At 44.1% G+C, this 26126-nt stretch carries 32 protein-coding genes and 1 pseudogene; 29 read left to right on the top strand and 4 right to left on the bottom strand.

Features of this window, described 5'->3' with window-relative positions:
- The 22 genes and pseudogenes from rpsC to CDG60_RS15855 all read left to right on the top strand — a co-directional run.
- Window positions 1-814, top strand: a pseudogene (gene rpsC / locus CDG60_RS15960) (30S ribosomal protein S3); the annotation flags it as partial.
- Window positions 757-1170, top strand: coding sequence for a 50S ribosomal protein L16 (rplP, locus tag CDG60_RS15955; RefSeq protein ID WP_087512817.1), 414 nt, complete (start codon window positions 757-759; stop codon window positions 1168-1170). The pseudogene rpsC and the gene rplP, both read left to right, overlap by 58 nt.
- Window positions 1170-1367 carry a 50S ribosomal protein L29 gene (gene rpmC / locus CDG60_RS15950; protein ID WP_087512816.1) on the top strand — a complete coding sequence of 66 codons (198 nt, stop codon included), beginning with the start codon at window positions 1170-1172 and terminating at the stop codon, window positions 1365-1367. The genes rplP and rpmC overlap by 1 nt, the downstream gene beginning before the upstream one ends.
- Entirely contained in the window at window positions 1364-1621 is a 258-nt protein-coding gene (gene rpsQ / locus CDG60_RS15945) for a 30S ribosomal protein S17 (RefSeq protein ID WP_004691314.1), read from the top strand. The genes rpmC and rpsQ overlap by 4 nt, the downstream gene beginning before the upstream one ends.
- A gap of 91 nt (window positions 1622-1712) precedes the next feature.
- Window positions 1713-2081: a 50S ribosomal protein L14 gene (rplN, locus tag CDG60_RS15940; RefSeq protein ID WP_004657680.1), complete on the top strand. Its 369-nt coding sequence runs from the start codon at window positions 1713-1715 to the stop codon at window positions 2079-2081.
- 9 nt (window positions 2082-2090) lie between these two features.
- Complete coding sequence (gene rplX, locus CDG60_RS15935; RefSeq protein ID WP_087512815.1) at window positions 2091-2408, top strand: 50S ribosomal protein L24; 318 nt, start codon at window positions 2091-2093, stop codon at window positions 2406-2408.
- Between the two features lie 16 nt (window positions 2409-2424).
- Entirely contained in the window at window positions 2425-2961 is a 537-nt protein-coding gene (rplE, locus tag CDG60_RS15930) for a 50S ribosomal protein L5 (RefSeq protein ID WP_087512814.1), read from the top strand.
- Window positions 2962-2970: 9 nt separating this feature from the next.
- On the top strand, window positions 2971-3276 hold the full coding sequence (rpsN, locus tag CDG60_RS15925) for a 30S ribosomal protein S14 (RefSeq protein ID WP_087512813.1): 306 nt from the start codon (window positions 2971-2973) through the stop codon (window positions 3274-3276).
- A gap of 13 nt (window positions 3277-3289) precedes the next feature.
- A complete protein-coding gene (gene rpsH, locus CDG60_RS15920) occupies window positions 3290-3685 on the top strand; it encodes a 30S ribosomal protein S8 (RefSeq protein ID WP_087512812.1) in 396 nt (131 codons plus the stop codon).
- Window positions 3686-3698: 13 nt separating this feature from the next.
- Window positions 3699-4232 (top strand): 50S ribosomal protein L6, encoded by a 534-nt coding sequence (rplF, locus tag CDG60_RS15915; protein ID WP_087512811.1) that lies wholly within the window; start codon window positions 3699-3701, stop codon window positions 4230-4232.
- A gap of 14 nt (window positions 4233-4246) precedes the next feature.
- Window positions 4247-4597: a 50S ribosomal protein L18 gene (gene rplR, locus CDG60_RS15910; RefSeq protein ID WP_004650473.1), complete on the top strand. Its 351-nt coding sequence runs from the start codon at window positions 4247-4249 to the stop codon at window positions 4595-4597.
- Between the two features lie 2 nt (window positions 4598-4599).
- Window positions 4600-5097, top strand: coding sequence for a 30S ribosomal protein S5 (rpsE, locus tag CDG60_RS15905; protein WP_087512810.1), 498 nt, complete (start codon window positions 4600-4602; stop codon window positions 5095-5097).
- Window positions 5098-5103: 6 nt separating this feature from the next.
- A complete protein-coding gene (gene rpmD / locus CDG60_RS15900; RefSeq protein WP_087512809.1) occupies window positions 5104-5280 on the top strand; it encodes a 50S ribosomal protein L30 in 177 nt (58 codons plus the stop codon).
- Window positions 5281-5283: 3 nt separating this feature from the next.
- Window positions 5284-5724, top strand: coding sequence for a 50S ribosomal protein L15 (gene rplO / locus CDG60_RS15895; protein ID WP_087512808.1), 441 nt, complete (start codon window positions 5284-5286; stop codon window positions 5722-5724).
- Between the two features lie 45 nt (window positions 5725-5769).
- On the top strand, window positions 5770-7089 hold the full coding sequence (secY, locus tag CDG60_RS15890; RefSeq protein WP_171405524.1) for a preprotein translocase subunit SecY: 1320 nt from the start codon (window positions 5770-5772) through the stop codon (window positions 7087-7089).
- Window positions 7090-7109: 20 nt separating this feature from the next.
- A complete protein-coding gene (gene rpmJ / locus CDG60_RS15885) occupies window positions 7110-7226 on the top strand; it encodes a 50S ribosomal protein L36 (protein ID WP_068973582.1) in 117 nt (38 codons plus the stop codon).
- Between the two features lie 107 nt (window positions 7227-7333).
- Entirely contained in the window at window positions 7334-7690 is a 357-nt protein-coding gene (gene rpsM, locus CDG60_RS15880) for a 30S ribosomal protein S13 (RefSeq protein ID WP_004725722.1), read from the top strand.
- 19 nt (window positions 7691-7709) lie between these two features.
- Complete coding sequence (gene rpsK, locus CDG60_RS15875) at window positions 7710-8096, top strand: 30S ribosomal protein S11 (protein WP_001040166.1); 387 nt, start codon at window positions 7710-7712, stop codon at window positions 8094-8096.
- A gap of 12 nt (window positions 8097-8108) precedes the next feature.
- Window positions 8109-8735 carry a 30S ribosomal protein S4 gene (gene rpsD / locus CDG60_RS15870; protein ID WP_087512806.1) on the top strand — a complete coding sequence of 209 codons (627 nt, stop codon included), beginning with the start codon at window positions 8109-8111 and terminating at the stop codon, window positions 8733-8735.
- Between the two features lie 17 nt (window positions 8736-8752).
- Entirely contained in the window at window positions 8753-9760 is a 1008-nt protein-coding gene (locus CDG60_RS15865; protein WP_087512805.1) for a DNA-directed RNA polymerase subunit alpha, read from the top strand.
- A gap of 18 nt (window positions 9761-9778) precedes the next feature.
- A complete protein-coding gene (rplQ, locus tag CDG60_RS15860; RefSeq protein WP_067726622.1) occupies window positions 9779-10144 on the top strand; it encodes a 50S ribosomal protein L17 in 366 nt (121 codons plus the stop codon).
- A gap of 702 nt (window positions 10145-10846) precedes the next feature.
- On the top strand, window positions 10847-12337 hold the full coding sequence (locus tag CDG60_RS15855) for a flavin-containing monooxygenase (RefSeq protein ID WP_087512804.1): 1491 nt from the start codon (window positions 10847-10849) through the stop codon (window positions 12335-12337).
- 180 nt (window positions 12338-12517) lie between these two features.
- Here the strand turns inward: CDG60_RS15855 and CDG60_RS15850 are convergent, their stop codons facing one another.
- Window positions 12518-13690, bottom strand: coding sequence for an acyl-CoA dehydrogenase family protein (locus CDG60_RS15850; RefSeq protein WP_087512803.1), 1173 nt, complete (start codon window positions 13688-13690; stop codon window positions 12518-12520).
- A gap of 181 nt (window positions 13691-13871) precedes the next feature.
- On the opposite strand from CDG60_RS15850, the gene CDG60_RS15845 reads away from it, so the two are divergent.
- From CDG60_RS15845 to CDG60_RS15820, 6 genes are all read left to right on the top strand, one after another.
- On the top strand, window positions 13872-14129 hold the full coding sequence (locus CDG60_RS15845) for an FAD assembly factor SdhE (RefSeq protein ID WP_087512802.1): 258 nt from the start codon (window positions 13872-13874) through the stop codon (window positions 14127-14129).
- Entirely contained in the window at window positions 14122-14502 is a 381-nt protein-coding gene (locus CDG60_RS15840; RefSeq protein ID WP_087512801.1) for a hypothetical protein, read from the top strand. The genes CDG60_RS15845 and CDG60_RS15840 overlap by 8 nt, the downstream gene beginning before the upstream one ends.
- A gap of 516 nt (window positions 14503-15018) precedes the next feature.
- Window positions 15019-16104, top strand: coding sequence for a hypothetical protein (locus CDG60_RS15835; RefSeq protein WP_087512800.1), 1086 nt, complete (start codon window positions 15019-15021; stop codon window positions 16102-16104).
- Between the two features lie 71 nt (window positions 16105-16175).
- Entirely contained in the window at window positions 16176-16748 is a 573-nt protein-coding gene (rrtA, locus tag CDG60_RS15830; RefSeq protein ID WP_087512799.1) for a rhombosortase, read from the top strand.
- Window positions 16749-16925: 177 nt separating this feature from the next.
- Window positions 16926-19121, top strand: a complete 2196-nt coding sequence (locus tag CDG60_RS15825) for a TRAP transporter large permease subunit (RefSeq protein ID WP_087512798.1) — start codon at window positions 16926-16928, stop codon at window positions 19119-19121.
- Window positions 19122-19308: 187 nt separating this feature from the next.
- Window positions 19309-21513, top strand: a complete 2205-nt coding sequence (locus CDG60_RS15820; RefSeq protein ID WP_087512797.1) for a TRAP transporter large permease subunit — start codon at window positions 19309-19311, stop codon at window positions 21511-21513.
- 64 nt (window positions 21514-21577) lie between these two features.
- Here the strand turns inward: CDG60_RS15820 and CDG60_RS15815 are convergent, their stop codons facing one another.
- The 3 genes from CDG60_RS15815 to CDG60_RS15805 all read right to left on the bottom strand — a co-directional run bounded on the left by CDG60_RS15815 (window position 21578) and on the right by CDG60_RS15805 (window position 25076).
- A complete protein-coding gene (locus tag CDG60_RS15815; RefSeq protein WP_087512796.1) occupies window positions 21578-22453 on the bottom strand; it encodes a DMT family transporter in 876 nt (291 codons plus the stop codon).
- A gap of 54 nt (window positions 22454-22507) precedes the next feature.
- The gene (leuA, locus tag CDG60_RS15810) at window positions 22508-24199 is read right to left on the bottom strand and encodes a 2-isopropylmalate synthase (protein ID WP_264757127.1); all 1692 of its coding nucleotides are present in this window, start codon (window positions 24197-24199) and stop codon (window positions 22508-22510) included.
- Between the two features lie 109 nt (window positions 24200-24308).
- Complete coding sequence (locus CDG60_RS15805; RefSeq protein ID WP_087512795.1) at window positions 24309-25076, bottom strand: AraC family transcriptional regulator; 768 nt, start codon at window positions 25074-25076, stop codon at window positions 24309-24311.
- A 111-nt stretch (window positions 25077-25187) separates the two neighbouring features.
- Between CDG60_RS15805 and CDG60_RS15800 the strand changes: the two genes are divergently transcribed.
- Window positions 25188-26093, top strand: coding sequence for a DMT family transporter (locus CDG60_RS15800; RefSeq protein WP_087512794.1), 906 nt, complete (start codon window positions 25188-25190; stop codon window positions 26091-26093).
- The last annotated feature ends 33 nt before the right edge of the window (window positions 26094-26126 follow it).

The raw sequence follows: 26126 nt of genomic DNA, 5'->3' as shown, positions 1-26126 counted from the left end.
ATGGGTCAGAAGGTTCATCCAATCGGTATCCGCCTTGGTGTTGTAAAACGTCATAACGCCAACTGGTATGCGAGTCCGAAACAATACGCTGAATACTTGCTTAAAGATTTGCAGGTTCGTGAGTTTTTGACTAAAAAACTTAAGAACGCAATGATCAGCAACATTCTTATCGAACGTCCTACAGGCGCTGCTAAAGTAACAATCAGCACTGCCCGTCCTGGTATCGTAATCGGTAAAAAAGGCGAAGACATTGAGAAATTACAGCGTGAGCTTACTCAGATCATGGGTATCCCTGCGCAAGTAAGCATCAACGAAATCGATCGCCCTGACCTGGACGCACGTCTGGTTGCTGAAGCTATCGCTTCTCAGCTGGAAAAACGTGTAATGTTCCGTCGTGCTATGAAGCGTGCGGTACAGAACACAATGCGTGCTGGTGCTAAAGGTATCAAAGTTGAAGTTTCTGGTCGTTTAGGTGGTGCAGAGATTGCACGTACTGAATGGTATCGTGAAGGTCGTGTACCTTTGCATACACTTCGTGCGGACATCGACTACGCTACTATGCGTGCTGAAACAACTTACGGTACGATTGGCGTTAAAGTATGGATTTTCCGTGGTGAGATCTTAGGTGGCATGAAACAAGTCATGAACCCTGCTCCTGCTGAAGAACGTCCAGCTAAACGTGGTCGCGGTCGTGGTGAAGGTCAGGAGCGTCGTGGTCGTCGCAATGATCGTTCTGCTGAAAAAGGAGAATAATCCATGTTGCAACCTAAACGTACTAAATTCCGTAAAGTGCAGAAAGGCCGTAACACTGGTCTGGCACATCGCGGTAGCACTGTATCTTTCGGTACAATTGCGCTTAAATCTGTTGAGCGTGGTCAGATGACTGCTCGTCAAATTGAAGCTGCGCGTCGTACAATCAGCCGTCGTATTAAACGTGGTGGTAAGATCTTTATCCGTGTTTTCCCAGACAAACCAATTACTGAAAAGCCATTAGAAGTTCGTATGGGTAAAGGTAAAGGTTCTGTGGAATACTGGGTTTGCCAAATCAAACCAGGTAAGATCTTGTACGAAATGGATGGTGTTAGTGAAGAACTGGCTCGTGAAGCGTTTACGCTTGCGGCAGCTAAACTTCCTTTCAAAACCACTATCGTTACTAAGACGGTGATGTAATGAATACTAAAGATCTACGTGAAAAATCGGTAGAAGAGTTGACAGCTTTGCTTGATGAGCAACAGCTTAACCAATTCCGTCTTCGTATGGCGAAAGCAACTGGTCAACTGGGTAAATCGCATGAAGTTGCGCTTACTCGTAAGACTATTGCTCGTATCAAGACCCTCCTTACCGAAAAACAGGGGAACGGACAATGAGTGAGCAAACAGTTCGCACGTTAACAGGTAAAGTCGTAAGCGACAAAATGGACAAGTCTATTGTTGTGCTTATTGAACGCCGCGTTCAACACCCGTTGTATGGCAAATCAATCCGCCGTTCAACTAAATTACACGCTCATGATGAGAACAACACAGCTAAAACTGGTGATGTTGTAACCATTAAAGAAAGCCGCCCAATTTCTAAAACTAAGTCTTGGACTCTGGTTGAAGTTGTTGAAGCAGCTGCTGAGTAATTAACGTTCTTGTTGCATCATCGGTCAATTTCGAGTACTCTTTGAGCCTTTCGAAATTGCGACCGGTGATGCTCGGTTTTGGAGTAGGGCAATGATTCAGACCGAAAGTATGCTCGACGTAGCAGACAACAGTGGTGCTCGCCGCGTACAATGTATTAAAGTACTGGGTGGTTCACATCGTCGTTATGCTTCTGTTGGCGACATTATTAAAGTTACTGTAAAAGAAGCTATTCCACGCGCACGTGTTAAAAAAGGTGACGTGATGAATGCTGTTGTTGTACGTACAAAATTCGGCATCCGTCGTCCAGATGGTTCAGTTATCCGTTTCGACGATAACGCAGCTGTTATTTTGAACAACAACAAAGCGCCGATTGCAACTCGTATTTTCGGACCAGTGACTCGTGAACTTCGTACTGAACAGTTCATGAAAATCATTTCATTGGCTCCTGAAGTTCTATAAGAGGCAATCATGGCTAAGATTAAAAAAGGCGATCAAGTAATTGTGATCGCAGGTAAAGAAAAAGGCAAACAGGGTACTGTTCTGTCTGTTTCAAATGACACGGTTAAGGTTGAAGGTCTTAATCTTGTTAAGAAGCACCAGAAGCCAAACCGTGTAACAGGCGCTGAAGGCGGTATTGTTACTCAGGAAGCTTCGCTTCATATTTCAAATGTGGCAATTTTTAATGCTGCAACCCAAAAGGCTGACCGTGTTGGTTACCAAGTGATTGAAGGCGTGAAAACTCGCGTATTCAAATCAAATGGTGAATCAGTGGCGGTAGCGAAGTAATAGGTTGAAATAGGCTATGGCCAGACTTAAAACACGTTATAACGACGAAATCCGCGCTAAGTTAAAAGAAGAACTTGGCCTGGGTAATGTGATGGAGATTCCTCGCATCACTAAAATCACTATCAATATGGGTGTTGGTGCAGCTTCTGCTGACAAGAAACTCCTTGATGGTGCTTTATCTGATATGCAGGCTATTGCTGGTCAAAAACCAGTTTTAACTTTAGCTCGTAAATCAATCGCTGGTTTTAAAATCCGTGATGGTTGGCCGATCGGTTGTAAAGTTACTTTACGCGGCGAACGTATGTACGAATTCTTAGACCGTCTGATCTCTATTGCGATTCCTCGTATTCGTGACTTCCGTGGTTTTTCTGCGAAATCATTTGATGGACGTGGTAACTACTCAATGGGTCTCAAGGAACAGATCATGTTCCCTGAAATCGATTTTGATAAGATCGATCGTATTCGTGGTATGGATATTACTATCACTACGACCGCTCGTACTGATGACGAAGGCCGTGCGCTTATGCGTGGTTTCGGCTTCCCGTTCAAATAAGAGGTCGATATGGCTAAGAAAAGTATGATTAATCGCGAATTGAAACGCGAAACTACTGTTGCTAAATACGCTGCAAAACGTGCTGAATTAAAAGCTGTTATTGCAAACGTAAATGCATCAGATGAAGAACGTTTCGAAGCGATGATGAAGTTACAGGCATTACCACGTAATGCATCTCCAGTACGTCTGCGTAACCGTTGTGGTTTAACTGGTCGTCCTCATGGTTACTTCCGTAAGTTCGGTTTAAGCCGTAACAAATTACGTGACACAGTAATGCAGGGTGATGTACCGGGCGTTGTTAAGGCAAGCTGGTAAGGAGCGACTATAAATGAGTATGCAAGATACCGTTGCCGACATGTTAACACGTGTTCGTAACGCACAGATGGCAAAGAAACAGACTGTTTCTATGCCAAATTCAAAGTTGAAAGTTGCTATTGCTAACGTACTTCAACAGGAAGGTTATATTGCTGATGTTGCTGTTGCTGATAATGAAGGCAAAGCGACTTTAACGATTACTTTAAAATATTTCGAAGGCAAACCAGTTATTGAAACTGTGAAACGCGTAAGCCGTCCAGGTCTGCGTCAGTATCGCGGTAAAGATAACCTTCCTAGCGTTAAGCAAGGTTTAGGTGTTGCAATTGTTTCTACAAGCAAAGGCATCATGACTGATCGCGCTGCACGTGCTGCGGGCATCGGTGGTGAAGTTATTGCTTTTGTTTCTTAATAGGTGATTCCTCATGTCTCGTGTGGCTAAAGCCCCAGTAACTGTGCCTAACGGTGTGACAGTTACTCAGAACGGCCGGCAGGTCGAAGTGAAAGGCACTAAAGGTACATTGTCTTTCAACCTGCATGCGCTGGTCGAGCTCAAACAGGAAGACGGTACATTAGTTATTGCTCCTAAAGCAGAGTCGAAAGACGCTTGGATGCAGGCTGGTACTGCTCGCGCTGTGCTTAACAACCTTGTTAAAGGTGTTAGCGATGGTTTCGAACGTAAGTTACAACTGATCGGTGTTGGTTATAAAGCTGCGGTTAAAGGTAACGTTGTTAACCTTAACCTTGGTTTCTCTCACCCGATTGATTACAACCTTCCTGAAGGTGTAACTGCTGAAACTCCTACAGCGACTGAAATTATCCTGAAATCTGCTGATAAAGCGAAATTAGGTCAAGTTGCTGCGGAAATCCGTGGTTACCGTCCACCAGAGCCTTATAAAGGTAAAGGTGTTCGTTATTCTGACGAAGTTGTACTTCGTAAAGAAGCTAAGAAGAAATAAGGCGCGAGGTTCTTATGAACGAAAAGAAACAATCCCGTTTGCGTCGTGCGAAGAGCACACGCTTGCACATCCGTGCATTGGGTGCGACTCGCCTGTGTGTAAACCGCACACCGCGTCACATCTATGCTCAAGTTATTTCAGCAGATGGTGGCAAAGTTTTAGCGCAAGCTTCAACTTTGGATGCTACTTTACGCGCTGGTACAACTGGTAACGTTGAAGCTGCCACTAAAGTAGGTGCTTTAATCGCAGAACGTGCGAAAGCTGCAGGTGTAACTAAAGTTGCATTTGACCGTTCTGGTTTTAAATATCATGGTCGTATCAAAGCCTTGGCTGATGCTGCTCGTGAAAACGGCTTGGAGTTCTAATCATGGCTAAAGTTGAACAAAACGAAGGTCTTGTTGAAAAGCTGGTTGCCGTTGATCGTGTAGCCAAAGTTGTTAAAGGTGGTCGTATCTTCTCTTTCACAGCATTGACTGTGGTAGGTGATGGTAATGGTCGTGTAGGTTTTGGTCGTGGTAAAGCACGTGAAGTTCCAGCTGCTATTTCTAAAGCACTTGAAGCTGCTCGTCGCAACATGATTACTGTAGAACTGACTGACGGCACTCTGCAACATCCAATCAATGCACGTCATGGCGCAAGCCGTGTTTACATGCAACCTGCTTCTGAAGGTACAGGCGTAATCGCTGGTGGTTCTATGCGTGCCGTACTGGAAGCTGTTGGTGTACGTAACGTATTGACTAAATGTTATGGTTCTACTAACGCTGCAAACGTTGTTAACGCGACTTTTAACGGTCTGCGTGACATGACTTCTCCAGAGAAGGTTGCTGCGAAACGTGGTCTTTCAGTAGAACAAATTTTAGGGTAATCAATCATGAAAACGATTAAAGTTACCCAGACTAAATCTGCTTCGCACCGCTTGAAAAATCACAAGCTTAGCCTGCAAGGTTTAGGTCTGCGTCGTATTGGTCATACCGTAGAAGTGGTAGATACTCCTTCTAACCGTGGTATGATCAACCAAGTCTACTATATGGTTAGTGTAGAGGAATAAGCCATGACTCTGCGTTTAAATACAATTGCACCGGCTGAAGGTGCTAAGCGTGATAACCTTCGTCTGGGCCGTGGTATCGGTTCTGGCGTTGGTAAGACTGGTGGCCGTGGTGTCAAAGGTCAGAAATCACGTAAGAGCGGTGGTGTACGCCCAGGTTTCGAAGGTGGTCAAACTGCGCTTTATCGTCGTTTGCCTAAATTCGGTTTCACTAGCCAACAGGCTCTGAAAACTGCGGAAGTACGTCTGTCTGAACTTTCTAAAGTTGAAGGTGATATTATTTCACTTGAAACTCTGAAAGCAGCTAACGTTGTGCGTAAAGATATGATTCGTGCCCGTATCGTACTTTCTGGTGAAATTACCCGTGCATTCACTGTACAAGGTGTTGCATTGACTAAAGGCGCTAAAGCTGCTGTTGAAGCTGCTGGCGGTAAAGTCGAGGAGTAATCTCCAGTGTCTATGTCTCCTAGTTCTTCAGGTCATGTCAATATGATGAAAGGCCAGCCATTTCATGTGAAATATCGTGAGATTATAAGCCGTATGATGTTTCTCATCGGTGCTTTGCTGGTTTTTCGACTGGGAGCGCATATTCCAGTACCAGGCATTAACAATGCAGCATTGGAAAATCTGTTTAATGCAAACCAGGGGACTATCCTTGGTTTGTTTAACATGTTTTCAGGTGGTGCACTTGAGCGGATGTCGATTCTTGCTTTAGGGATTATGCCGTATATTTCTGCATCTATTATTGTGCAGTTAATGTCGACTGTGGTTCCTTCGCTTGAAGCTTTGAAAAAAGAAGGTGAGCAGGGTAAGCGTAAAATCAATCAGTATACCCGTCAGGGTACGCTGTTGCTTGCGCTTGTGCAGGCTGTAGGTATGTGTGCAGGTCTGATCGGTCAGGGGATTACCCTGAGCTCAGGTCTTGCATTTTATGTTCCTGCAGTGTCTTCTCTGGTTGCAGGTACTATGTTCCTGATGTGGCTTGGTGAGCAGATCACTGAACGCGGTGTGGGAAATGGTATTTCAATGATCATTTTTGCCGGTATTGTTGCCGGGCTTCCAAATCTGATCATGCAGTCCCTGTCATCAGTTGACAGTGGGCAGACCAGTCTGATCGGTCTTGTTATTTTTGGCTTGCTTTCACTTGGTGTACTGGCTGCTATTGTGTTTATTGAGAAAGCGCAACGCCGCATTCCAGTGAACTATGCACAGAAGCAACAGGGTCGCCGGGTATTCACTGCTCAGCAGACACATCTGCCATTAAAAATTAATATGGCGGGTGTTATTCCGGCAATTTTTGCAAGTTCATTACTGTTGTTTCCTGCGAGTCTTGGACAGTGGGTTGGCAGTTCTGATCCAAATGCCGGTTTGATTAAGCGTAGCCTGCAGGATCTGGCACTCGTGCTTTCGCCTGGGCAACCGTTATATTTGGTGCTCTTTGGTGCGTTAATTATCTTTTTCTGCTACTTCTACACAGCGCTGGTTTTCAGCCCTAAAGAAGTGTCAGAGAACTTGAAACGCAGCGGAGCTTACGTGCCTGGTATTCGTCCAGGAGAGCAAACTGCTCGTTACTTAGATCATATTCTCAACCGATTGACGTTTATTGGTGCGATCTATATTACAGTAATCTGTTTAATGCCAATGGTACTGCAAAGTTCATTTGGTATTCCATTCTATCTGGGTGGGACATCATTACTTATTGTGGTTGTTGTTGTGATGGACTTTATGGCTCAGCTACAGGCTCATCTAACTTCACATCAATATGATAATCAATCGCTGATGAGAAAAACGACTGCTCATCCTAAGGGATAAGCGCACTTAGAGGTTTCATCATGAAAGTACAGGCTTCTGTAAAGAAAATTTGTGGTAACTGTAAAGTTATCAAGCGTCATGGGGTTATTCGCGTAATTTGTAGCGCTGAACCTCGTCATAAGCAGCGTCAAGGTTAATCTGATCAAGACCTGTTGATTTCAGTAGGCTAATTAGGTTATTATCCGCCCCTCAAGATTTTTGTGGGGCGGTTGATTATCTTGACTGCCTTTTTGGAGAAAATTGAATGGCTCGTATTGCCGGTGTAAACATTCCGGATAACAAGCATGCTGTTATCTCTCTCACGTACATCTTTGGTATTGGTCGCCACACTGCTAAGAACATCTTAGCTGCTGCAGGTATCACTACTACAACTAAGATCCGTGAATTAGACGACGCTCAGCTTGATGCGATTCGTGCAGAAGTTGCTAAGGTTCCGACCGAAGGTGATTTACGTCGCGAAATTTCCATGAACATTAAACGTTTAATGGATTTAGGCTGCTACCGCGGTCTTCGTCATCGTCGCAGCTTGCCTGTCCGTGGACAACGCACCAAAACTAACGCACGTACCCGTAAAGGTCCGCGCAAACCTATTAAGAAATAAGATTTCTGGAAGCTAAAAGATGGCTAAAGATACTCGCACACGCAAGAAGGTCACCCGTACCGTCTCTGAAGGTGTTGCACACATTCACGCTTCTTTTAATAACACCATTGTTACGATTACCGATCGTCAAGGTAATGCATTGGCTTGGGCTACCTCCGGTGGACAAGGCTTCCGTGGATCACGTAAATCAACACCGTTTGCTGCTCAGGTAGCTGCTGAAGTTGCTGGTAAAGCTGCTTTGGATTACGGTTTGAAAAACCTGGATGTCCTTGTAAAAGGTCCTGGTCCAGGTCGTGAATCTGCGGTTCGTGCATTAGGTGCAGTGGGTTATAAAATTAACAGCATTACCGACGTGACGCCAATCCCGCACAACGGTTGCCGTCCACCTAAAAAACGTCGCGTGTAAGGAGAAACATTCATGGCTCGTTATATTGGTCCAAAATGCAAACTCTCTCGCCGCGAAGGGACAGACCTGCAATTAAAATCTGGCGTTAAACCATTTGACGTCAAAACTAAAAAACATGCTAAAGCTCCTGGCCAACATGGCGGAGCTCGTGGTGGTAAGCAATCTGAGTACTCACTACAATTACGTGAAAAACAAAAAGTACGTCGTATGTACGGTGTTTTAGAGCGTCAGTTTAGTAATTACTACAAAGAAGCTGCTCGTGTGAAAGGCGCAACTGGTGAAAACCTGTTGAAATTGCTTGAAAGCCGTCTGGATAACGTTGTTTATCGCATGGGTTTTGGTTCTACACGTGCAGAAGCTCGTCAGCTTGTATCTCACCGCTCAATCACTTTGAATGGCCGTCGTGTTAACATCGCGTCTATTCAGGTTAAAGCTGGTGATGTAATTGCTGTACATGAAGGTGCTAAACAACAACTGCGTATCAAAAACGCTGTTGAATTAGCTGCACAACGTGGTATTCCTTCTTGGATGGAAATCGACCATTCTAAGCTGGAAGGTACGTTTAAAGCTGCACCTGATCGTTCAGATTTACCTGCTGAAATCAACGAAAGCTTGATTGTAGAATTGTATTCTAAATAATCCTTGAGGTAGCAATAATGACGCGTACTGCAAATGAGTTTCTAACTCCGCAAGCGATCAAGGTCGAAGCGGCAAGCGGGACCTCGGCAAAAGTTATTCTGGAACCGTTAGAGCGTGGCTTTGGTCATACTCTTGGTAATGCTTTACGTCGCATCCTTCTTTCTTCTTTACCTGGCGCTGCTGTGGTTGAAGTTGAGATTGAAGGTGTCGAGCACGAGTACAGTACTTTAGAAGGCTTGCAGCAGGACATCGTCGAGCTCTTGCTGAACCTGAAAGGATTGTCTATTAAGCTGTTCGATCAAAACGAAGCATATTTGACATTGGAAAAACAGGGTCCTGGCGACGTAACTGCTGCTGACCTTCGTTTACCACATAATGTTGAAGTGGTTAACCCTGAACATCTGATCGGTACTCTAAGTGCTTCAGGTTCGCTGAAAATGCGCCTGAAAGTTGCTCAGGGTCGCGGTTATGAAACATCTGATTCTCGATTCCCGGAAGGCGAAACCCGTCCAGTGGGTCGTTTACAGCTTGATGCTTCATACAGCCCGATCAAGCGTGTGTCTTACACAGTTGAAAATGCTCGTGTAGAACAGCGTACGGATCTTGATAAACTTGTAATTGATCTTGAAACCAACGGTACTGTTGATCCGGAAGAAGCGATCCGTAAAGCTGCAACTATTTTGCAGCAGCAGATTGCGATCTTTGTTGATCTTCAGAAAGATCAGGCACCTGTAGCTCAGGAACCTCGTGAAGAAGTTGATCCAATCTTGCTTCGTCCAGTTGATGATCTAGAGCTTACTGTTCGTTCTGCTAACTGTTTGAAAGCAGAAAATATTTACTACATTGGTGATCTGGTACAGCGTACTGAGGTTGAGTTACTTAAAACTCCTAACCTGGGTAAAAAATCGCTTACTGAGATCAAAGATGTTCTGGCTTCGAAGGGCTTACAGCTCGGCATGCGTTTAGAGAACTGGCCACCAGCCAGCCTCCGCATGGACGATCGTTTTGCCTATCGTAGCCGTTAATTAAGTAGGACTATCACCATGCGTCATCGTAATAGTGGTGTGAAATTAGGCCGTACAAGCAGTCATCGTAAAGCGATGTTCCAAAACATGGCTAATTCTTTGTTCGAACACGAGTTAATTAAAACTACTGTTCCTAAAGCAAAAGAATTACGTCGTGTTGCTGAGCCTTTAATCACTTTAGCTAAAGTCGATTCTGTAGCAAACCGTCGTCTGGCATTTGCTCGTACTCGCTCAGCTGCAACTGTTGGTAAATTATTTACCGTTCTTGGCCCTCGTTACAAAGAACGTAACGGCGGTTATCTACGTGTTCTTAAAGCGGGCTTCCGTGCAGGTGATGCTGCACCGATGGCTTACGTTGAGCTTGTAGATCGCGAAGTTAAATAATTTCGCAGAAAGAGCAACAGGTTGTTCGAAAAGGTCGGTTTTTTAACCGACCTTTTTTATTGTCTAAAAAAAGTTATATATTGGAAGCTTAATAATAATTTTAGGAGGAATGAATGATGACTGAAAAACTTAGGGCGGAGATTGAGCATATTAAAATGGAGGATTTTTTACTAATAACACCACGTGAAATAAATAATACGTATTTTGCGTAGGACATTTAAAGTATTCTTTGTTTTTGAAATGATCATTCCTGAAGCTGAGTATTCACTTTGTATCTTTGAGAGGACTGAAATTGATCATGCAAATGGTTTTAAAATTTAAAGCTCGCTGATTCTGACAGTTGGCTTTTATCCGGTTCCAGTAGATACTGGTTGCTGGATAAAAGTGTCGATGAGTCTGATGATTATGATCTACTGTCTTATGGGACAGAATTAAGTGCGGAAACTATGGATGAGTTCAAAAAATTATTGGGACTGAATTAATGCTGGTGTGGGAAGAATAATGATTAAATTTCTGTATAGTATTTAATATCAGTATTTTATGTTGTTGTTTTTAATATAACGCCATATTTTATTGTCTGACAATATTTGAAATTGTCCTGAACTGACATGAATTTCGTCAGTTTTTTTTAAACTTGACATTGCGTATTGTCAAATTTGTGATTAAATAAAAATGTACTTTTAAAAAGGTTATAAAAAGAACATGGAAAAGCAAGTTGATATTCTGATTGTTGGTGCTGGTATTTCTGGTATTGGTGTAGCCGCGCATCTTTCAAAAAACTCACCACAACGTTCATTTGAAATTATTGAGCGCCGGGAAAGCTTTGGGGGCACCTGGGACTTATTTAAATATCCAGGCATCCGTTCTGATTCTGATATGTCTACTTTTGGTTTTAATTTTAAACCTTGGCAAAAAGCAAACGTTCTTGCAGATGGTGCATCAATCAAAGGCTATGTTGCTGAAGTTGTTGATGAATTTAAGCTTAAAGATAAGATTCACTTTAATCATCGGGTCCGCACTGCAAACTATGATTCATCCTTAAAGAAATGGGTTGTAGAAATTGAAGATCCGAATGGTAAGTTACAGACCTGGGTTGCCAATTTTGTGGTCGGTTGTACCGGTTATTATAATTATGATCAGGGTTATCAGCCTGATTATCCAGGAAAAGAAAACTTTAAAGGTGAGTTTGTCAATCCACAGTTCTGGCCTGAAAATTTAGATTATTCGGGTAAGAAGGTAGTGATTATTGGCAGTGGTGCAACAGCAATTACCCTGGTTCCTGCAATGTCCAAAGGTGGTGCAGGGCATGTGACCATGTTACAGCGCTCGCCGACTTATATTGCGTCCATTCCATCTGTTGATTTTGTGTATGACAAAATGCGTAAGGTACTTCCTGAAGATGTTGCGTATAAACTTACACGAGCACGTAATATCGGTATGCAGCGCGGTATCTATGCTTTAGCTCAGAAGCAACCGAAGCTTCTGCGTAAACTGCTTTTAAAATCAATTGAAATGCAGTTGAAAGGCAAAGTGGATATGAAGCACTTTACACCCGCTTACAACCCGTGGGATCAGCGTTTATGTGTTGTACCTGATGGTGATTTATTTAAAATTCTACGCTCAGGTAAGGCGAGTGTTGAAACAGATCATATTGAGAAAATTACTGAGACCGGTATTCAGCTGAAATCAGGTAAACATCTGGATGCGGATATTATTGTGTCTGCAACAGGTCTTGAGATCCAGATTCTGGGTGGTATTAAAGCCACGATTGATGGTAAAGAAATGAATACTTCACATCATATGCTGTATCAGGGTGTGATGGTCAGTGATGTGCCTAATATGGCGATGATCATTGGTTACATCAATGCTTCCTGGACACTCAAGGTGGATATCGCAGGTGAATATATCAGCCGTCTTGTGAATTACATGGATAAGAAAGGTTTTGATGAGGTGATTCCACAAGGGGATGCAACTGAGTTAATGGAAGATACGGTCATGGGCAGTTTATCTTCAGGCTATATTGCCCGTGCTGCGAATGTCATGCCGAAACAGGGTAAACATGCACCATGGAAAGTGACCAATAACTACCTTGCAGACCGTAAAGAGCTTAAAAATGCTAAGTTTGATGATGGTGTACTGAAGTTTCATAAACGTGAGGCTCAGTCTGCAAAAAAGCCTAAACTGGTTTCTTAATCTAGTTTAAGAGACATAAAAGGAGCTTCGGCTCCTTTTTTAATGCCTGTAAATATTGTACGGAGTTGGCTTTGAACAGTTGTGCATAAAAACAGATGCATTAAATAAAGAGCATGGATGTCTGTAATGAACAGACCCAAAAAAGGAGCATATCGCTCCTTTTTCGTTTATGGGAAATGCTTAGAGTGAACGGGAAATCAGTTCTTTCATGATTTCATTGGTACCTGCATAAATGCGGTTTGCACGGTTGTCGATATAAGCGCGGGCGATCGGGTACTCAAGCATATAGCCATAGCCACCATGCAGCTGTAGGCACTCATCGACAACTTCAGAGAACAGTTCTGAAATTTTATATTTAGCGGCAGCAGCAGCATCCACACCCAGTTTTTCTTCGAGTTGCAGTTCCATACAGCGGTCTAAATAGGCACGGCAGAAATCAATTTCAGTGCGCATTTCAGCCAGTTTGAAGCGGGTGTTCTGGAAAGCACCGATTGGTTTACCAAACGCTTTACGGTCTTTTGTATATTGCAGGGTATGTGCAAATGCAGCCTCAGAACCCGCCTGACAGATAATGGCAACTAGCATGCGTTCCCATGCCAGTTCTTTCATCAGCATAATAAAGCCCATGCCTTCCATACCCAGCAGGTTTTCTTTCGGAACACGGACATTGTCAAAGAACAGTTCGCAGGTATCCTGTCCTTTCATACCGATTTTATTCAATGGTTTACCTTTGCTGAAACCTGCGCGATCTGCTTCAACAATAATTAAAGATAAGTTTGCTGAGCCTTTGTCTGAATTACCTGTTTTACAGACCACAATCGCCATGTCACATAAGTAACCATTGGTGATGAAGATCTTGGAACCATTGATGACATATTCATCACCATCCAGTACAGCTGTGGTACGTACACCCTGTAAGTCAGAGCCCGTGCCAGGTTCAGTCATCGCAATCGCAGTTACTGTTTCGCCAGAAACCATTCTAGGAATCCAGTATTTTTTCTGTTCTTCGTTACCAAAGTTATTGACATAGTTGGCGACAATATCTGAATGAAGTGAAAAACCTGTTGAGGAATCCATTGCATAGGCCTGTTCTTCAATCAGAATCATGCTGTAACGACGGTCTACACCATAGCCACCATATTCTTCAGGCATGGTTGCACAGAGTAGCCCCATTTCCCCGGCTTTGTTCCAAAGATCACGGTCTACATGCTGTTGAGCTTCATATTTTGCAATGTTGGGAACGACTTCTTTTTCATAAAATTTACGTACTGTTTCGCGAAAAGCCTCATGTTCAGCATTGAATAATTTGCGAGGCAGCATATTTGCTAAAGGGCGGATTGCACCAGACTGCATTGTTTTTTTCCTTAAGAATTTTCCTTGTACACAGAAGTTAAAATATTGCTGAAAAATGAACAATGTGATGAATGCTCAATTGCATAAAAAAACTGATGAATTTGGTCATTTGCGGGAATTCTGTCGGCACTTTTTATACTGATGCGTTAAACTAGGCAGCAAAACCGATTGGGGAAATTGTATGAGCGAAGAAATCAGCCTGGAAGAAAGAAAGGTCATTTACCGTGCCCGCAGAGGACTGAAGGAAATTGATGTTTATTTTGATCCCTATGTAAAAAATTATTATCTTCAGGCAGATGCAGAAGAAAAAGCTGTTTTTGGTGAACTGGTGGATCAGGAAGACCCTGACTTACTTGACTGGTTTATGGAAGTTTCAGAACCTCCCCGTCCAGAAATGAAAACGCTGATCCAGAAGCTGAAACATTACGTTCATGGCTGATCTGAGTTTTAATGTAGGGCGCAGCAGAACGGGCTGCGCAATACAGATACTCGCTTTGATGCTGGTGCTGACAGCACTGTATCAGGTGCTCAGTCCTGGAATATGGTTGGTTGGTGTATGTATTGCGGTATATTCACTGATCAGGTTGAATGGAAATCAAAAGCCGTTTGTGCTGTCCAGACTTGATCATCAGTTATGGTCAGTGACAGAGCAGGGTAAATCCAGTCAGCTTGAAATTGAGAAAATTCTGGACTTTCAGTTACTGGTCATCATCTGTTTTCATCAGAAGGAAGATCAAAACCGTATCATCTGGCGTGATCAGTTAAGCTATAAGCAATGGAAAAGCATAAAAACACTGGCAGAAATGCTCTGATTGTCCAACAGATATCAAATTTTTAAAATAATTATATTTAATAAATACAAATAGATAATGCTTTATTGGGAATGCGTTGTCAGACAGAGTCTGTATAAATATGCATAAAAGATCAATTGTCAGACAATTTTTAAGCAATGAAACTCAAAGCCCATGTACATTAAACCTACCAACAGCCAACTGAGGAAGTCACCATGGTGATGTCAAACTGGATGTTTCTGGTAATAGCGATTGTTCTTGCAATTGTTATAGGACGACTGGGAACTGTGCTGAAGGAACGATTTGCACAAGAATAGCCCCGAAAGGGTTTTGAGTTAACAAGTAGCATGTGCCGAACCGTCGCAATGCTACTTTTTTTTGCCCGAAATTTCATATTTCTGCCAGTTCAGTCAATTATCCCGCCCTGATTTCGTGGCAAAGTATTCATTGGATTAGAGTAAATACTCTTTTATTCACATTTCGCTTCTGCTATGTTTAGTTTGCATGGACATAAACACAATTATAGAGGACAGGAAAATGTCGCAAGTCCAAAGAATATGCCAGGGTATGGCAGTTACAGCATTAACTCTTTCCGTTTTGTCGGGATGTTCACAGGTGATTAAAACAGGTGCAAATGTCGCCCTGGGTTTTACAGAAAAACACATTGTTCCACCTATTCTGGCGATGGAAGATGCCGATATGGCGTGTAATTCCGGTAATGCCTTAACACCTGCGATTATGGCAACCAAAGATATGGGGGCTGATCCAACGCGTGTTGCTGTACTTCTGTATGCATCAGCGGGGATCTGTGCTGAAAATGAAGCCAACAGCGCGGAACTGCGTTATTTAAGAGCATCTAAAGCCGGTCAGGTGGCTGAGGCTCAGGATGCACGGATAGAACAGAAACGCTGGGCTGCCATTGCTGCACAGCGCCAGTACACCGGTTATCAGCTGTTTGAAAAACGCTGGGAATCCAAATACAAGAAAAAACTGGGTGAAGAATGCCCGAAAATGAAAAGTGATCTGGATCAGACGGTTTACCTGATGGGTATGATCAGTGGTTTGCAGGCAATGACCAACGATATTAACTCGGGTGGTGCAGTCAATGTTCCAAAAGACATTGCTGCCATCGTGGAACGGGGCATGGTCTGCCTGAACAATGAAAAATTCTGGGGAGCACCTGAAGCAACACGTGCTGTCATCTGGACACTGTTACCAGGTGCTGGTGATGGTAAGCCTGATCCTTATCAGACGCTCAAGCAGTCCATGCAGATTGGTGAACAGAAAGGTGTGAGACTGTCTCATGCGCTTTATGCTGTTGCTGCACAGGCAAGTGGCGATGATGCGAAAGTGCGTGATGCACTGAAATCTTATGCAGCATCCCGTGAGGAAGGTAAACTGGTCAATCCGCAGTTTAAGCTGATCGACAGTATGGCGGCTGGTATGATTCAGGGTATTGCAGACCGTTACTGGACTGAAAATACAGGTGTACGTGCAAACGATGAAGGTATGAGCAAGTTCTGGGATGATAAGGAAGATTCATCAGAACTGGATGATCTGTTTGATGGTGATGCCAAAGCAGATGCTAAGAGTGATGCAGCTCAGGAAGCTGAAAGTCAGTAAAACTGTTCCAGGTGTAAAAGGCAGAAACTCTATTCCCATGGATGGGAGCTGAACTGTAAAGGGGCATAATCATGCAGGACCGATTTTTGATTACAAGAATTGTGTTTATCGCAGTGTTTATGTCCCTTTCTGCGTGTTTACAGGTCTTTGCCAATGTATTTATTTACTGGCGTGAGGCACTGCTGCACGATTTCTGGCGATTATGGACAGCACACTGGGTACATGTCGGCTGGGTGCATTTTGTCCTGAACATGCTGGCATTTATGTGTTTGCCTTTTATATTTCCAAGGGCTCAGGTCAGGCATTTTATTGCTTTACTGCTGCTGTTACCACCATGTATCAGTCTGTGTTTTTATTATTTTCTGACGGATATCAGTGCTTATGCAGGACTGTCAGGCGTATTGCATGGAGCATATGTGACGGTAGCCTGTATACATCTGCTTTATCCGCGGGAGAGAAATTTTGCTGCCCTGGTGCTGCTGCTGGTTCTGGGGAAACTGCTCTGGGAAAACAGTTTTGGCAGTATGGGAACAGCTGAACTGATTGGAAGTCCGGTACTGGTTGAAGCACATTTGCTGGGTGTGATCTGGGGAATGATTTTTGCTGTTGTTTATGTGATTCACATGTATGTGACGGATAAGTGAATCTGTTGACTATTTAAACAAAAAAGAAAATGTGTATTGTCATTTTATTTAGGTTTGTTTTCGGTCAGATTTATAGAAAACAAGGAATATGAGATGGTCTAGGATGTTGACCGTTCATAAAGAAGGATCGGTGATCACGACGCTGTCGGAAGAGCCAGTATAAAAATAGGTGTGCGTATGCAGGATAATGGACTGAAAAGATCAGGACTTGATCAGATAAAACATATATGGACAAAATGGGTGTCCACCCTGGTGGTGCTGGTTTTACTGATGCTGACCTTAGTGATCGGCACGGGTGAAATGATTCATGGTCAGTTACTGCGAATGGGGGAAAGCCTGTATGGTAATCCTGCGACAGGTATGCAGTATTCATTTTTACGGGCAGACCCGGTAGCACCTCAGTGTGATCGTCATCCCAATATTGATGCACAGGTTCAGACACAGATGAAAGCTAATGCCGCAGATGAGTTTGCGGATGTATTTGGAACTGCATCTGAATCCGATGTCCGTGCTTCTCTTCTTGCTGCCCAGCAGATGTGTGAAGAAAAATATCAGTTCTTTGATAAAGCTGAAAAGCATCTTGCAGAGCATCCAAGCCTACCGTTCTATCGGACTGTTGAAACGTATTTCTTTGGTATTTTTAAATTTGGTACAGATAACCGTGCAATTTTACTGGTACTGATGGTGGTGTTTGCTGCAATCAGTGCAACACTGAATGCACATCATATTGGACTGCGCAGCCCGACGACAAAGCTCGATTTCAGAGTGTATTCTGTATATATGTTTGTCGGGAATGCATTCCTGACAGCATCCAGTATCAGTCAGTATATTTCAGTTATTAATTCAGGCGTTCCCATCACCGGTGAAATGCAGACGATTTACTGGCTATGGATGACACTGTTTGCAATACTGACAGTGATCAGCTTCTGGCAGCTGCTTAAAGTCCCATCGCAAGCCAAGGAAGGCGGTAATTTTGGAATGGCTTTCTTAAGCATTCCACTCTATGCACACATGGCAATTATTACAGGTGTGGCATTTACCTTCTTCATGGATTATCCAATGGGGCAGGGTATTTACCTCGGACAGCTGGTTGAATTCTCCAGTATTTTTCTGAACCTTGCGCTGTTTATCTGGGCAGGTATGTTGTTGAAACAGACCCGTATTGTGGATCTGTTCCTGAATATTCTGCGTCCGTGGAATCTGGCTCCAGAAACTTTAACCTGGTTGATTCTGATTGCAGCAGCATTACCAACGGCTTATACCGGTGCATCGGGTATTTTCGTTATCGCTGCAGGTGCGATTATTTATAAGGAAGTCTGGAATGCAGGTGGTCGCCGTCAGTTTGCTCTGGCAGCAACCGCAATGTCAGGTTCTCTGGGTGTTGTACTGCGTCCATGCCTCTTGATCGTGGTGGTTGCATCACTGAATAAAGAGGTCACGACTGATCTGCTGTATCACTATGGTGTCTATGTTTTCCTGCTGACCTCGACGATGTTCCTGGTGATTTCGTTGTTCTTTGCTGAACAGAAATTCCGGATTGCATCACCTGCTGTTGCATTTCCGCAGTCTGCACGTGCATTTGTACCGGTATTGCCTTATGTCCTGATCTTTATTCTGATCTGGCTGTTCTATAAATATGCATTGTCTACGGATCTGAATGAATTTACAGCACCTGTCATGATGCCAGTTGTACTGTTGATTATGGTTCTGTTTGATAAATTACGTCATGTGCCTGCACCTGTTGCTGCGACAGGGCACTGGGATGCAAGCCTTTCAGACAGCTCTTCTCAGACCAATGCTGCGAACTATAAAGCGCCTGATCACAGTGGTGAAAGTTCAGCTCAGGGCTTCTGGGGTTCCATGCACACGGCAACCACTGAAACTGTGGGTCACATCGGTGCGCTGATCATTCTGATGGCTCTGTCTGTGAGTGTTGGTGGATTCCTTGAGCGTATCGAAGTGATGGATATGTTCCCAACAGACATCAGCAGTATCTTTATTGTGATTACTCTGATTGTTGCACTGATGGTTTTTGTCGGCATGATCATGGACCCGTTTGGTGCGGTGATTCTGATTTCTGCAACAGTTGCTCCGGTTGCTTATCAGTATGGTATCCATCCTGTGCATTTCTGGATGATTACGCTGATTGGATTTGAACTGGGTTATGTCACACCTCCTGTTGCACTGAATCATCTGCTTGCCAGACAGGCGATCGGTGATGAAGAAGTTGCAGCAGCAGATGCTGAGGTTCGCCACAAACCATTCTATTACCGTTATGAACGATGGATATTACCTGTGATTGTGATGTTACCAGCGATGCTGATTGTGGCTTACATCCCATATATCTTTAAGTTATTTGACTGGTATAAATAAATATGTAAAAAATGATCGGAACCTGGGTTCTGATCATTTGCTTCAGGCGTGGTAAACAAAAAAAATACGGAACTGTTCGGGTCTTAGTTAAACCCTGGCAGATGCTGGCTGAATGATTGAATGGATAATCAGTAATGCCGAATTTCTGAGTGGTTCTCCACGAAGAGAAAAATAAGAAGTGGATATTATGCAAGAGAATAATCAGAACAGGACAGGAATGGGCCTGTTGAGCTATATATGGAATGAATGGATCTCAACGTCGGTCACGTTGTTACTTCTTCTTCTGACATTGGTTATTGGTACGGGTGAGATGATTCATGGGCAGTTACTGCGCGTGGGTGAAAGCCTGTATGGTAATGAAAAAATCGGGATGCAGTATTCATATCTGAGAGCCGAGCCTGAAAAGCCGACCTGTGACCGTCATCCCGATATTGAAATGCTCGTTCAGAAGCAGATGAAAACAAATTCCAATGATGAGTTTGCCGATATTTTTGGTACAACCTCAGAATCGGATGTGCGTACTTCTGTCATGGCGGGTCAGCAGCAGTGTGAGGAAAAATTCCAGTTCTATGACAAAGCCATGAAATATATGGAGAGTCATTCAACTATCAGAGCATACCGTACGCTGGAAACATCGTTTTTTGGTATTTTCAAATTCGGTACAGAAAACCGTGTACTGATTCTTCTGCTGATGGTCGTGGTTGCAGCAATTACCGCTTCTGTGAAATTCCATCACATTGGACTGCGCGCACCAACGACCACACTCGATTATCGGGTGTATTCAGTCGCCATGGCGCTGGGTAATGCATTACTGACTTTCTCTGTGTTCAGTCAGTACCGTTCAGTGATTAACTCAGGTGTAACGGCAACAGCCGAAACCATAGGTGTTTACTGGTTATGGATGATTCTGTTCTCGGTTGTGACCCTGATCAGTATTGTTCATTTTATAAAACCACCTGCGCCTAAGCAGTCAGGTCCTGGTAATTTTGGTCTGGCATTACTGAGTGTGCCATTGTATGCCTACATGGCGATTATTACCGGTATTGCATTTACCTTCTTCATGGATTATCCAATGGGGCAGGGTATTTATCTGGGGCAACTGGTGGAGTTCTCAGGTATTTTCCTGAATCTGGCACTGTTTATCTGGGCAGGTATGCTGTTGACCCAGACCCGTGTAATGGATCTGTTCCTGGGTATTCTGCGTCCGTGGAATCTTGCACCTGAAACACTGACCTGGTTGATTCTGATTGCAGCTGCAATTCCAACGGCTTATACCGGAGCTTCAGGTATTTTCGTTGTCGCAGCTGGTGCGATTATCTATAAGGAAGTGTGGAATTCTGGTTCACGCCGACAGTATGCACTTGCGGTTTCTGCAATGTCAGGTTCACTGGGTGTGGTGATCCGTCCATGTCTGCTGGTGATTCTGATTTCCATGCTGGACAGTCGTCATGTCACATCAGATGAACTGTTTGATCACGGTATATATGTCTTCTGGTTAACAGCATTTATTTTCCTCGGTGTTTCTCTGTATCTGGCTGAAACCCGTTTCCGTGTAAATTCACCTAAAGTTGCGGTTCCTGGTATGTTGCGTGCCTGTGTACCTGTCATCCCATATATCGTGATTACCTTTATTGTGGTTGCCCTGTATAAATACGGGCTGGACACAAAAATGGATGAGTTTACGGCACCTGTGATTCTGCCAATCATTCTGATCGCCTACATCATGTTTGATAAATGGTTCAGTGACCGCTTTACATCAGATGTACCTGCGACAACGCATGATGCGCTTGCGCTGGAACATGAACAGAAATCTGAATTTTTGCGTGAGCATGGTTCAAACAGTGCAGGGAATAAACGTGGTTTCGGTGGGTCAATCTGGTTTGCTTCAGCAGAAACAGTTGGACATATCGGGGCACTGATTATTCTGATGGCATTGTCTGCAAGTGTTGGTGGTCTGATTGAACGTACTGAAGTTGTAGAGCTGTTACCGACACATCTGGGTAATATTTATATTTCTCTTGCCTTTATTGCCTTGTTACTTGCCATTATTGGCATGACGACCGATCCATTCGGCGCCGTGATTCTTGTGGCAGCAACGGTCGCACCTGTGGCTTATGAGAACGGTATTCATCCGATTCACTTCTGGATGATCGTACTGGTGGCATTTGAACTGGGTTATGTGACACCACCTGTTGCACTGAATCACCTGTTGACCAGGCTCTCGGTCGGTGATGAAGAAGTCAGGGCAGCCGATGCAGAAGCGAAAGAGAAATATACCAGTTTCTACTATCGTTATGAACGCTGGTTATTGCCAATCATCGTGCTGTTCCCATCATTACTGATCGTGACTTATGCACCTTATCTTCTCAAAATGTTTGGCTGGTATCAGTAACAGTCAGAATAAAAAAAAGCACCTTCGGGTGCTTTTTTTTATGGTGAATTTCTGAATCTGTGTATCAGTGCTGAAGCCGCTTCTGTAACAGGGGACTGCATAAAATAATCGCCAGCAGAATAAAAGCAAAGCCCAGCAGGCTGTATGTGTCGGGAGTTTCCTGCCAGAACAGATAACCCCAGATACCGGCAAAAATAATGGCAATATAATTGACAGGACCAATCTGACCGGCAGGAGCAAGTCTGTATGCATTCGACATAAAAATCTGGCTGATGTTGGCGAGTAAGCCCGCAGCAATCAGAAAGCTCAGCTCTTTTAAGGTATACCATCTGAAATGCCAGAACATTGGAATCACTGAAATCAGTGTCCCGATAAAACAGAAATAAAACACAATACGTTCAGGTGGTTCTGTCTGAGTCAGCGCACGTACCGTGACAAAAGCCGTAGCAGCCAGAAAACTGGCACCCAGTCCGATGACAGATAACTGGTTAAACATGCCGGCATCCGGTTTGGCAACAAAGATGACACCGATTAAACCGATTGCTGCTGCCAGCAGCATGGAGCGGGTCATTTTTTCTTTCAGAAACAGCCAGGCAATCAGCGGAATAAAAACAGGCGATGAATAAGTAAAGACCATGGCGTTGGAAAGTTTCAGGTGCGCAATGGCATAAAAGAAACCATACATGGCAATCAGTCCGACCACAGCTCGCCAGGTGTGCATCCACAGTTTCTCTGTTTTAAAGAACTGCGGCCCCTGTTTAAAAATCAGGGGTAAAAAGATAAACAGACCGATAAAATTCCGGAAAAAGACAATGGTGGCATTGTCCACAGTGTAGGAGGCATTGCGGATACAGACGCCCATCAGTGAAAACAGCAATGCTGACAGGGTTAACAGCCCAATCGCTTTAAAAAGGGGCAGTGAAGCAGTGGATTGATTCATGAAAAGATTTGCCAGAACACCTGATGGTATTCTAGCAGAATCATTGAACTGAAATTACAGCGGTTCAGGGATGTGGATAACGGTTTCAGCCTGGGCACAGGCATTCAGCAGCGCCTGAATAGAGGCTTTGCCGATATCATGATCTATAGCTATTCCCCAGAAAATACCGATGCCTTTCAGCTGTACCTGAAGATAGCAGATGGAGCGGCTGGACGTGGCTTTGCCGAGAGTATGCTCCTGATAATCCAGCACCTGAATCTGTTGAGGAATCAGTTCACTTAAGGCATTGCAACTCGCTGAAAGCAGACCGTTTCCACATCCCTGTAAGGTACAGGTGACATTCTGCCCATTCAGGGACAGTGTGATTTCTGTCAGTCCCTGCTCAGGCTGGAAACTGTTATAGCTGCTTAGCCGTAGCTTTTCCTGTTTCAGCGCATAGTGCTCACAGAATATATCCCAGATCTGGGCCTGCCCAAGCTCTTTGCCATCCTGATCGGAACGTTGCTGAATAATCTGACTGAACTCACGCTGAAGCTTTGGTGGTAGATCAATACCGTGATTCTGTTGAAGAATCCATGCAGCACCACTTTTACCTGACTGACTGTTGACTCTGATGACCGCTTCATAATTACAGCCCAGATCTTCAGGATCTATCGGTAAATAAGGGACTTCCCAGTAACTGTGCTGCTGATTTTTACGGGCAGCAAATCCCTTTTTAATGGCATCCTGATGGCTGCCTGAAAATGCTGTGAAGACCAGCTCTCCTGCATAAGGATGTCTGGGATGTACAGGCAGCTCATTACATTCTGTCACCACTTCAACCACATGCTGAATATGACTGAAATCAAGCTGTGGTGAAATTCCTTGGGTATAGAGATTCAATGCCAGTGTGACCAGATCTACATTACCGGTACGTTCTCCATTACCAAATAAACAGCCTTCTATCCGGTCTGCGCCTGCAAGCAATGCCATTTCAGCCGTTGCAACACCTGTACCACGATCATTGTGTGGGTGAATACTGATACAGACATTTTTTCGCTGTGAAAAATTCCGGCAGAACCATTCCACCTGATCAGCAAATATATTTGGCATACTGACTTCAACGGTGGTCGGCAGATTCAGAATCATGGGGCGGTTTTCAGAAGGTGCCCATGCCGCACTCACTGCTTCACAGATCTCCAGGGCAAACCGGGCTTCAGTAAAGCAGAAGGTTTCTGGTGAATATTCAAATGTCCACTGGGTTTCTGGGTGCTGGTCGCACAGTTCACGGATATATTGTGTTGCGCTGACAGCGAGTGCAGTAACTTCCTGTTCACTCATTTTAAATACAATACGTCTGAACACTTCCGCCGTGGCATTGTACAGATGAATGGTTGCCTGTTTAGCTCCCCGTAATGATTCAAATGTACGCTCAATCAGGTCCCGTCTTGCCTGAGTCAGCACCTGTATCTGAACATCATCAGGAATCAGATCATGTTCAATCAGCTGACGGACAAACAGAAAATCTGTTTCTGAAGCAGAGGGAAAAGCAACTTCAATTTCCTTAAAACCGCATTCAAGCAGCATTCTGAAAAATTTCAGTTTCCGTTCAGGACTCATTGGATTGATCAGGGACTGATTACCATCCCGCAGATCGGTTGAACACCACCGCGGTGCATGGCGGATTTTATGGTCAGGCCATGTACGATCAGTCAGCTCAATACTTTCAAAAGCTCTGTATTTTTGTTGTGGATGCAGCAACATCATTTTTCTCCATCATAAGGGGCTGAAGAAAATTATGTGTTGTGATCGGAATATATTCGCCTGAATTACTGCCATAAACTGTCGGGAAACAGACAGGCGTATATCGCATTTTTTACAGAAACTGCTGGATATACTCAGACGGACTCATCCCTGTTTCACGTCGGAACATTGCACTGAAAGCACTGGGACTGTCATAACCAAGATCCAGCGCCACACCGAGAACAGGTTTTTTCAGCGCCAGTTCAGTCATGGCATGTAACAGTTTTGCCTGACGCAGCCACTGACTGAAGTTCAGTCCGGTCTCTTTCTGAAAATGCCGACTGAATGTTTTACTGCTCATGTGAACATGCTGTGCTGCATGCTCAATACTCCATGGCAGATTCAACTGAGCCCGAACAGCAGTACAGAGTGCAAGCAGACCTGGATGTCGGGGCTCTGGCAGGTTAAACGGGAGATCGTATAGCTGTCTGACTTCATCCAGAATCAGTTCGAGAACCCGTTCATTTCTGCTGAAAGGGTGGATTTCTTCCTGAATGTTCTGAGCCGCAGTAATCAGTTCCCTGAGCAGGGGAGGAACAGCGACGACACGACATTCCTGGATCAGGTCAGCCCGGGCAAGCGGGTCAATAAAGACACCACATGCCAGTACATCACCACTGATATGCAGGGAGTGAGACTGTCCTGCTGGAATCCAGACTCCACGACCAGGAGGCGTAACCCATGTCCCTGCTTCCGTCTGAATGCGAATGACACCGGTTAATGTATGGATCAGCTGAATCCGTTCGTGTTCATGCCAGTCTTCAACATGACCATGCCGGTAGTCCTGTGAAAATGCATAGACGGGGTAATTCAGATAACCATGTGAATAACGGGTGCCCATATTTTTGCCTTACTTGTCTTTTTATCGACAATAAATGTCTTTTTGTCGTGTAAATAATCCTTTTGATCTTTTTAGCATACATACAGCAAATCTGAAAATACAGGAGTTCCGATGAGCCGTTATGCTTTTATGTATCCCTTGCTGGCGATTCTGTTCTGGGCGGGTAATGTCGTTGTATCGAAAATGGCAAGCCATGCGATTTCACCTGTGGCAATTACATTTTATCGGCTGGTTCTTGCTCTGACTGTGATGAGTACCTTTGTCCTGATTCCTGCCTGGAAAAACCGTCAGATGATCATCAGTTACTGGAAGCAGCTGGCTGTTGGCGGTTTTCTATCAGTCTCACTGTTTCAGTGGCTTTCCTATCAGGCAGCTTCCACAACAACTGCAACCAATATGGCAGTTGTTACAGCCCTGATTCCATTGCTGACACTTCTGATCAGTACCTGGATTTTAAAGGAAGTACTGAGTTATGGCATGGTACTGGGAGGAATACTTTCTCTGATCGGAATTGCTTATCTGCTCAGCCATGGTCAGATCAGTACTTTATTTGCAGGTGGTGTGTATGCAGGCGATGGTCTGATGCTGATAGCAGCGACTGGATATGCACTGTACAGCGTTTTACTCAAATACTGGAAAATGCCAGTTCCTGCATGGCAGTCCACGTATGTACAGGCAATATTCGCATTGATTTATGTTTTCCCGTTTTTTGTGGGACTGCATGACAGTGAACGGCAACTGAACATGCAGACAGTACCATTGATTGTGTATGCAGGTATTTTTTCTTCTGTGCTGCTGTCTTATTTATGGATTGAGGGCGTGCGCTGTCTGGGGCCCAGTAAAAACAGTATTTTTATGAATTTACTGCCTTTATTTACCGCTCTGATTGCAGTCATGATGCTTGGTGAGCAGCTTGAATTTTATCATCTGGCAGGTGGTGGGCTGACACTGGCAGGGATTTTGATGGCACAGTTATTGAATAAACCGCTGAAAACAGGTCAGTTGCGATCCAGCTGAAAAGGGTTTTATGCAGTATTTTATGTCTGATCA

It is taken from the genome of Acinetobacter chinensis (assembly GCF_002165375.2).
Taxonomy (GTDB): domain Bacteria; phylum Pseudomonadota; class Gammaproteobacteria; order Pseudomonadales; family Moraxellaceae; genus Acinetobacter; species Acinetobacter chinensis.
The sequence above is the reverse complement of the archived record's forward strand: the minus strand, read 5'-3'. Positions and strand labels throughout refer to the sequence as shown.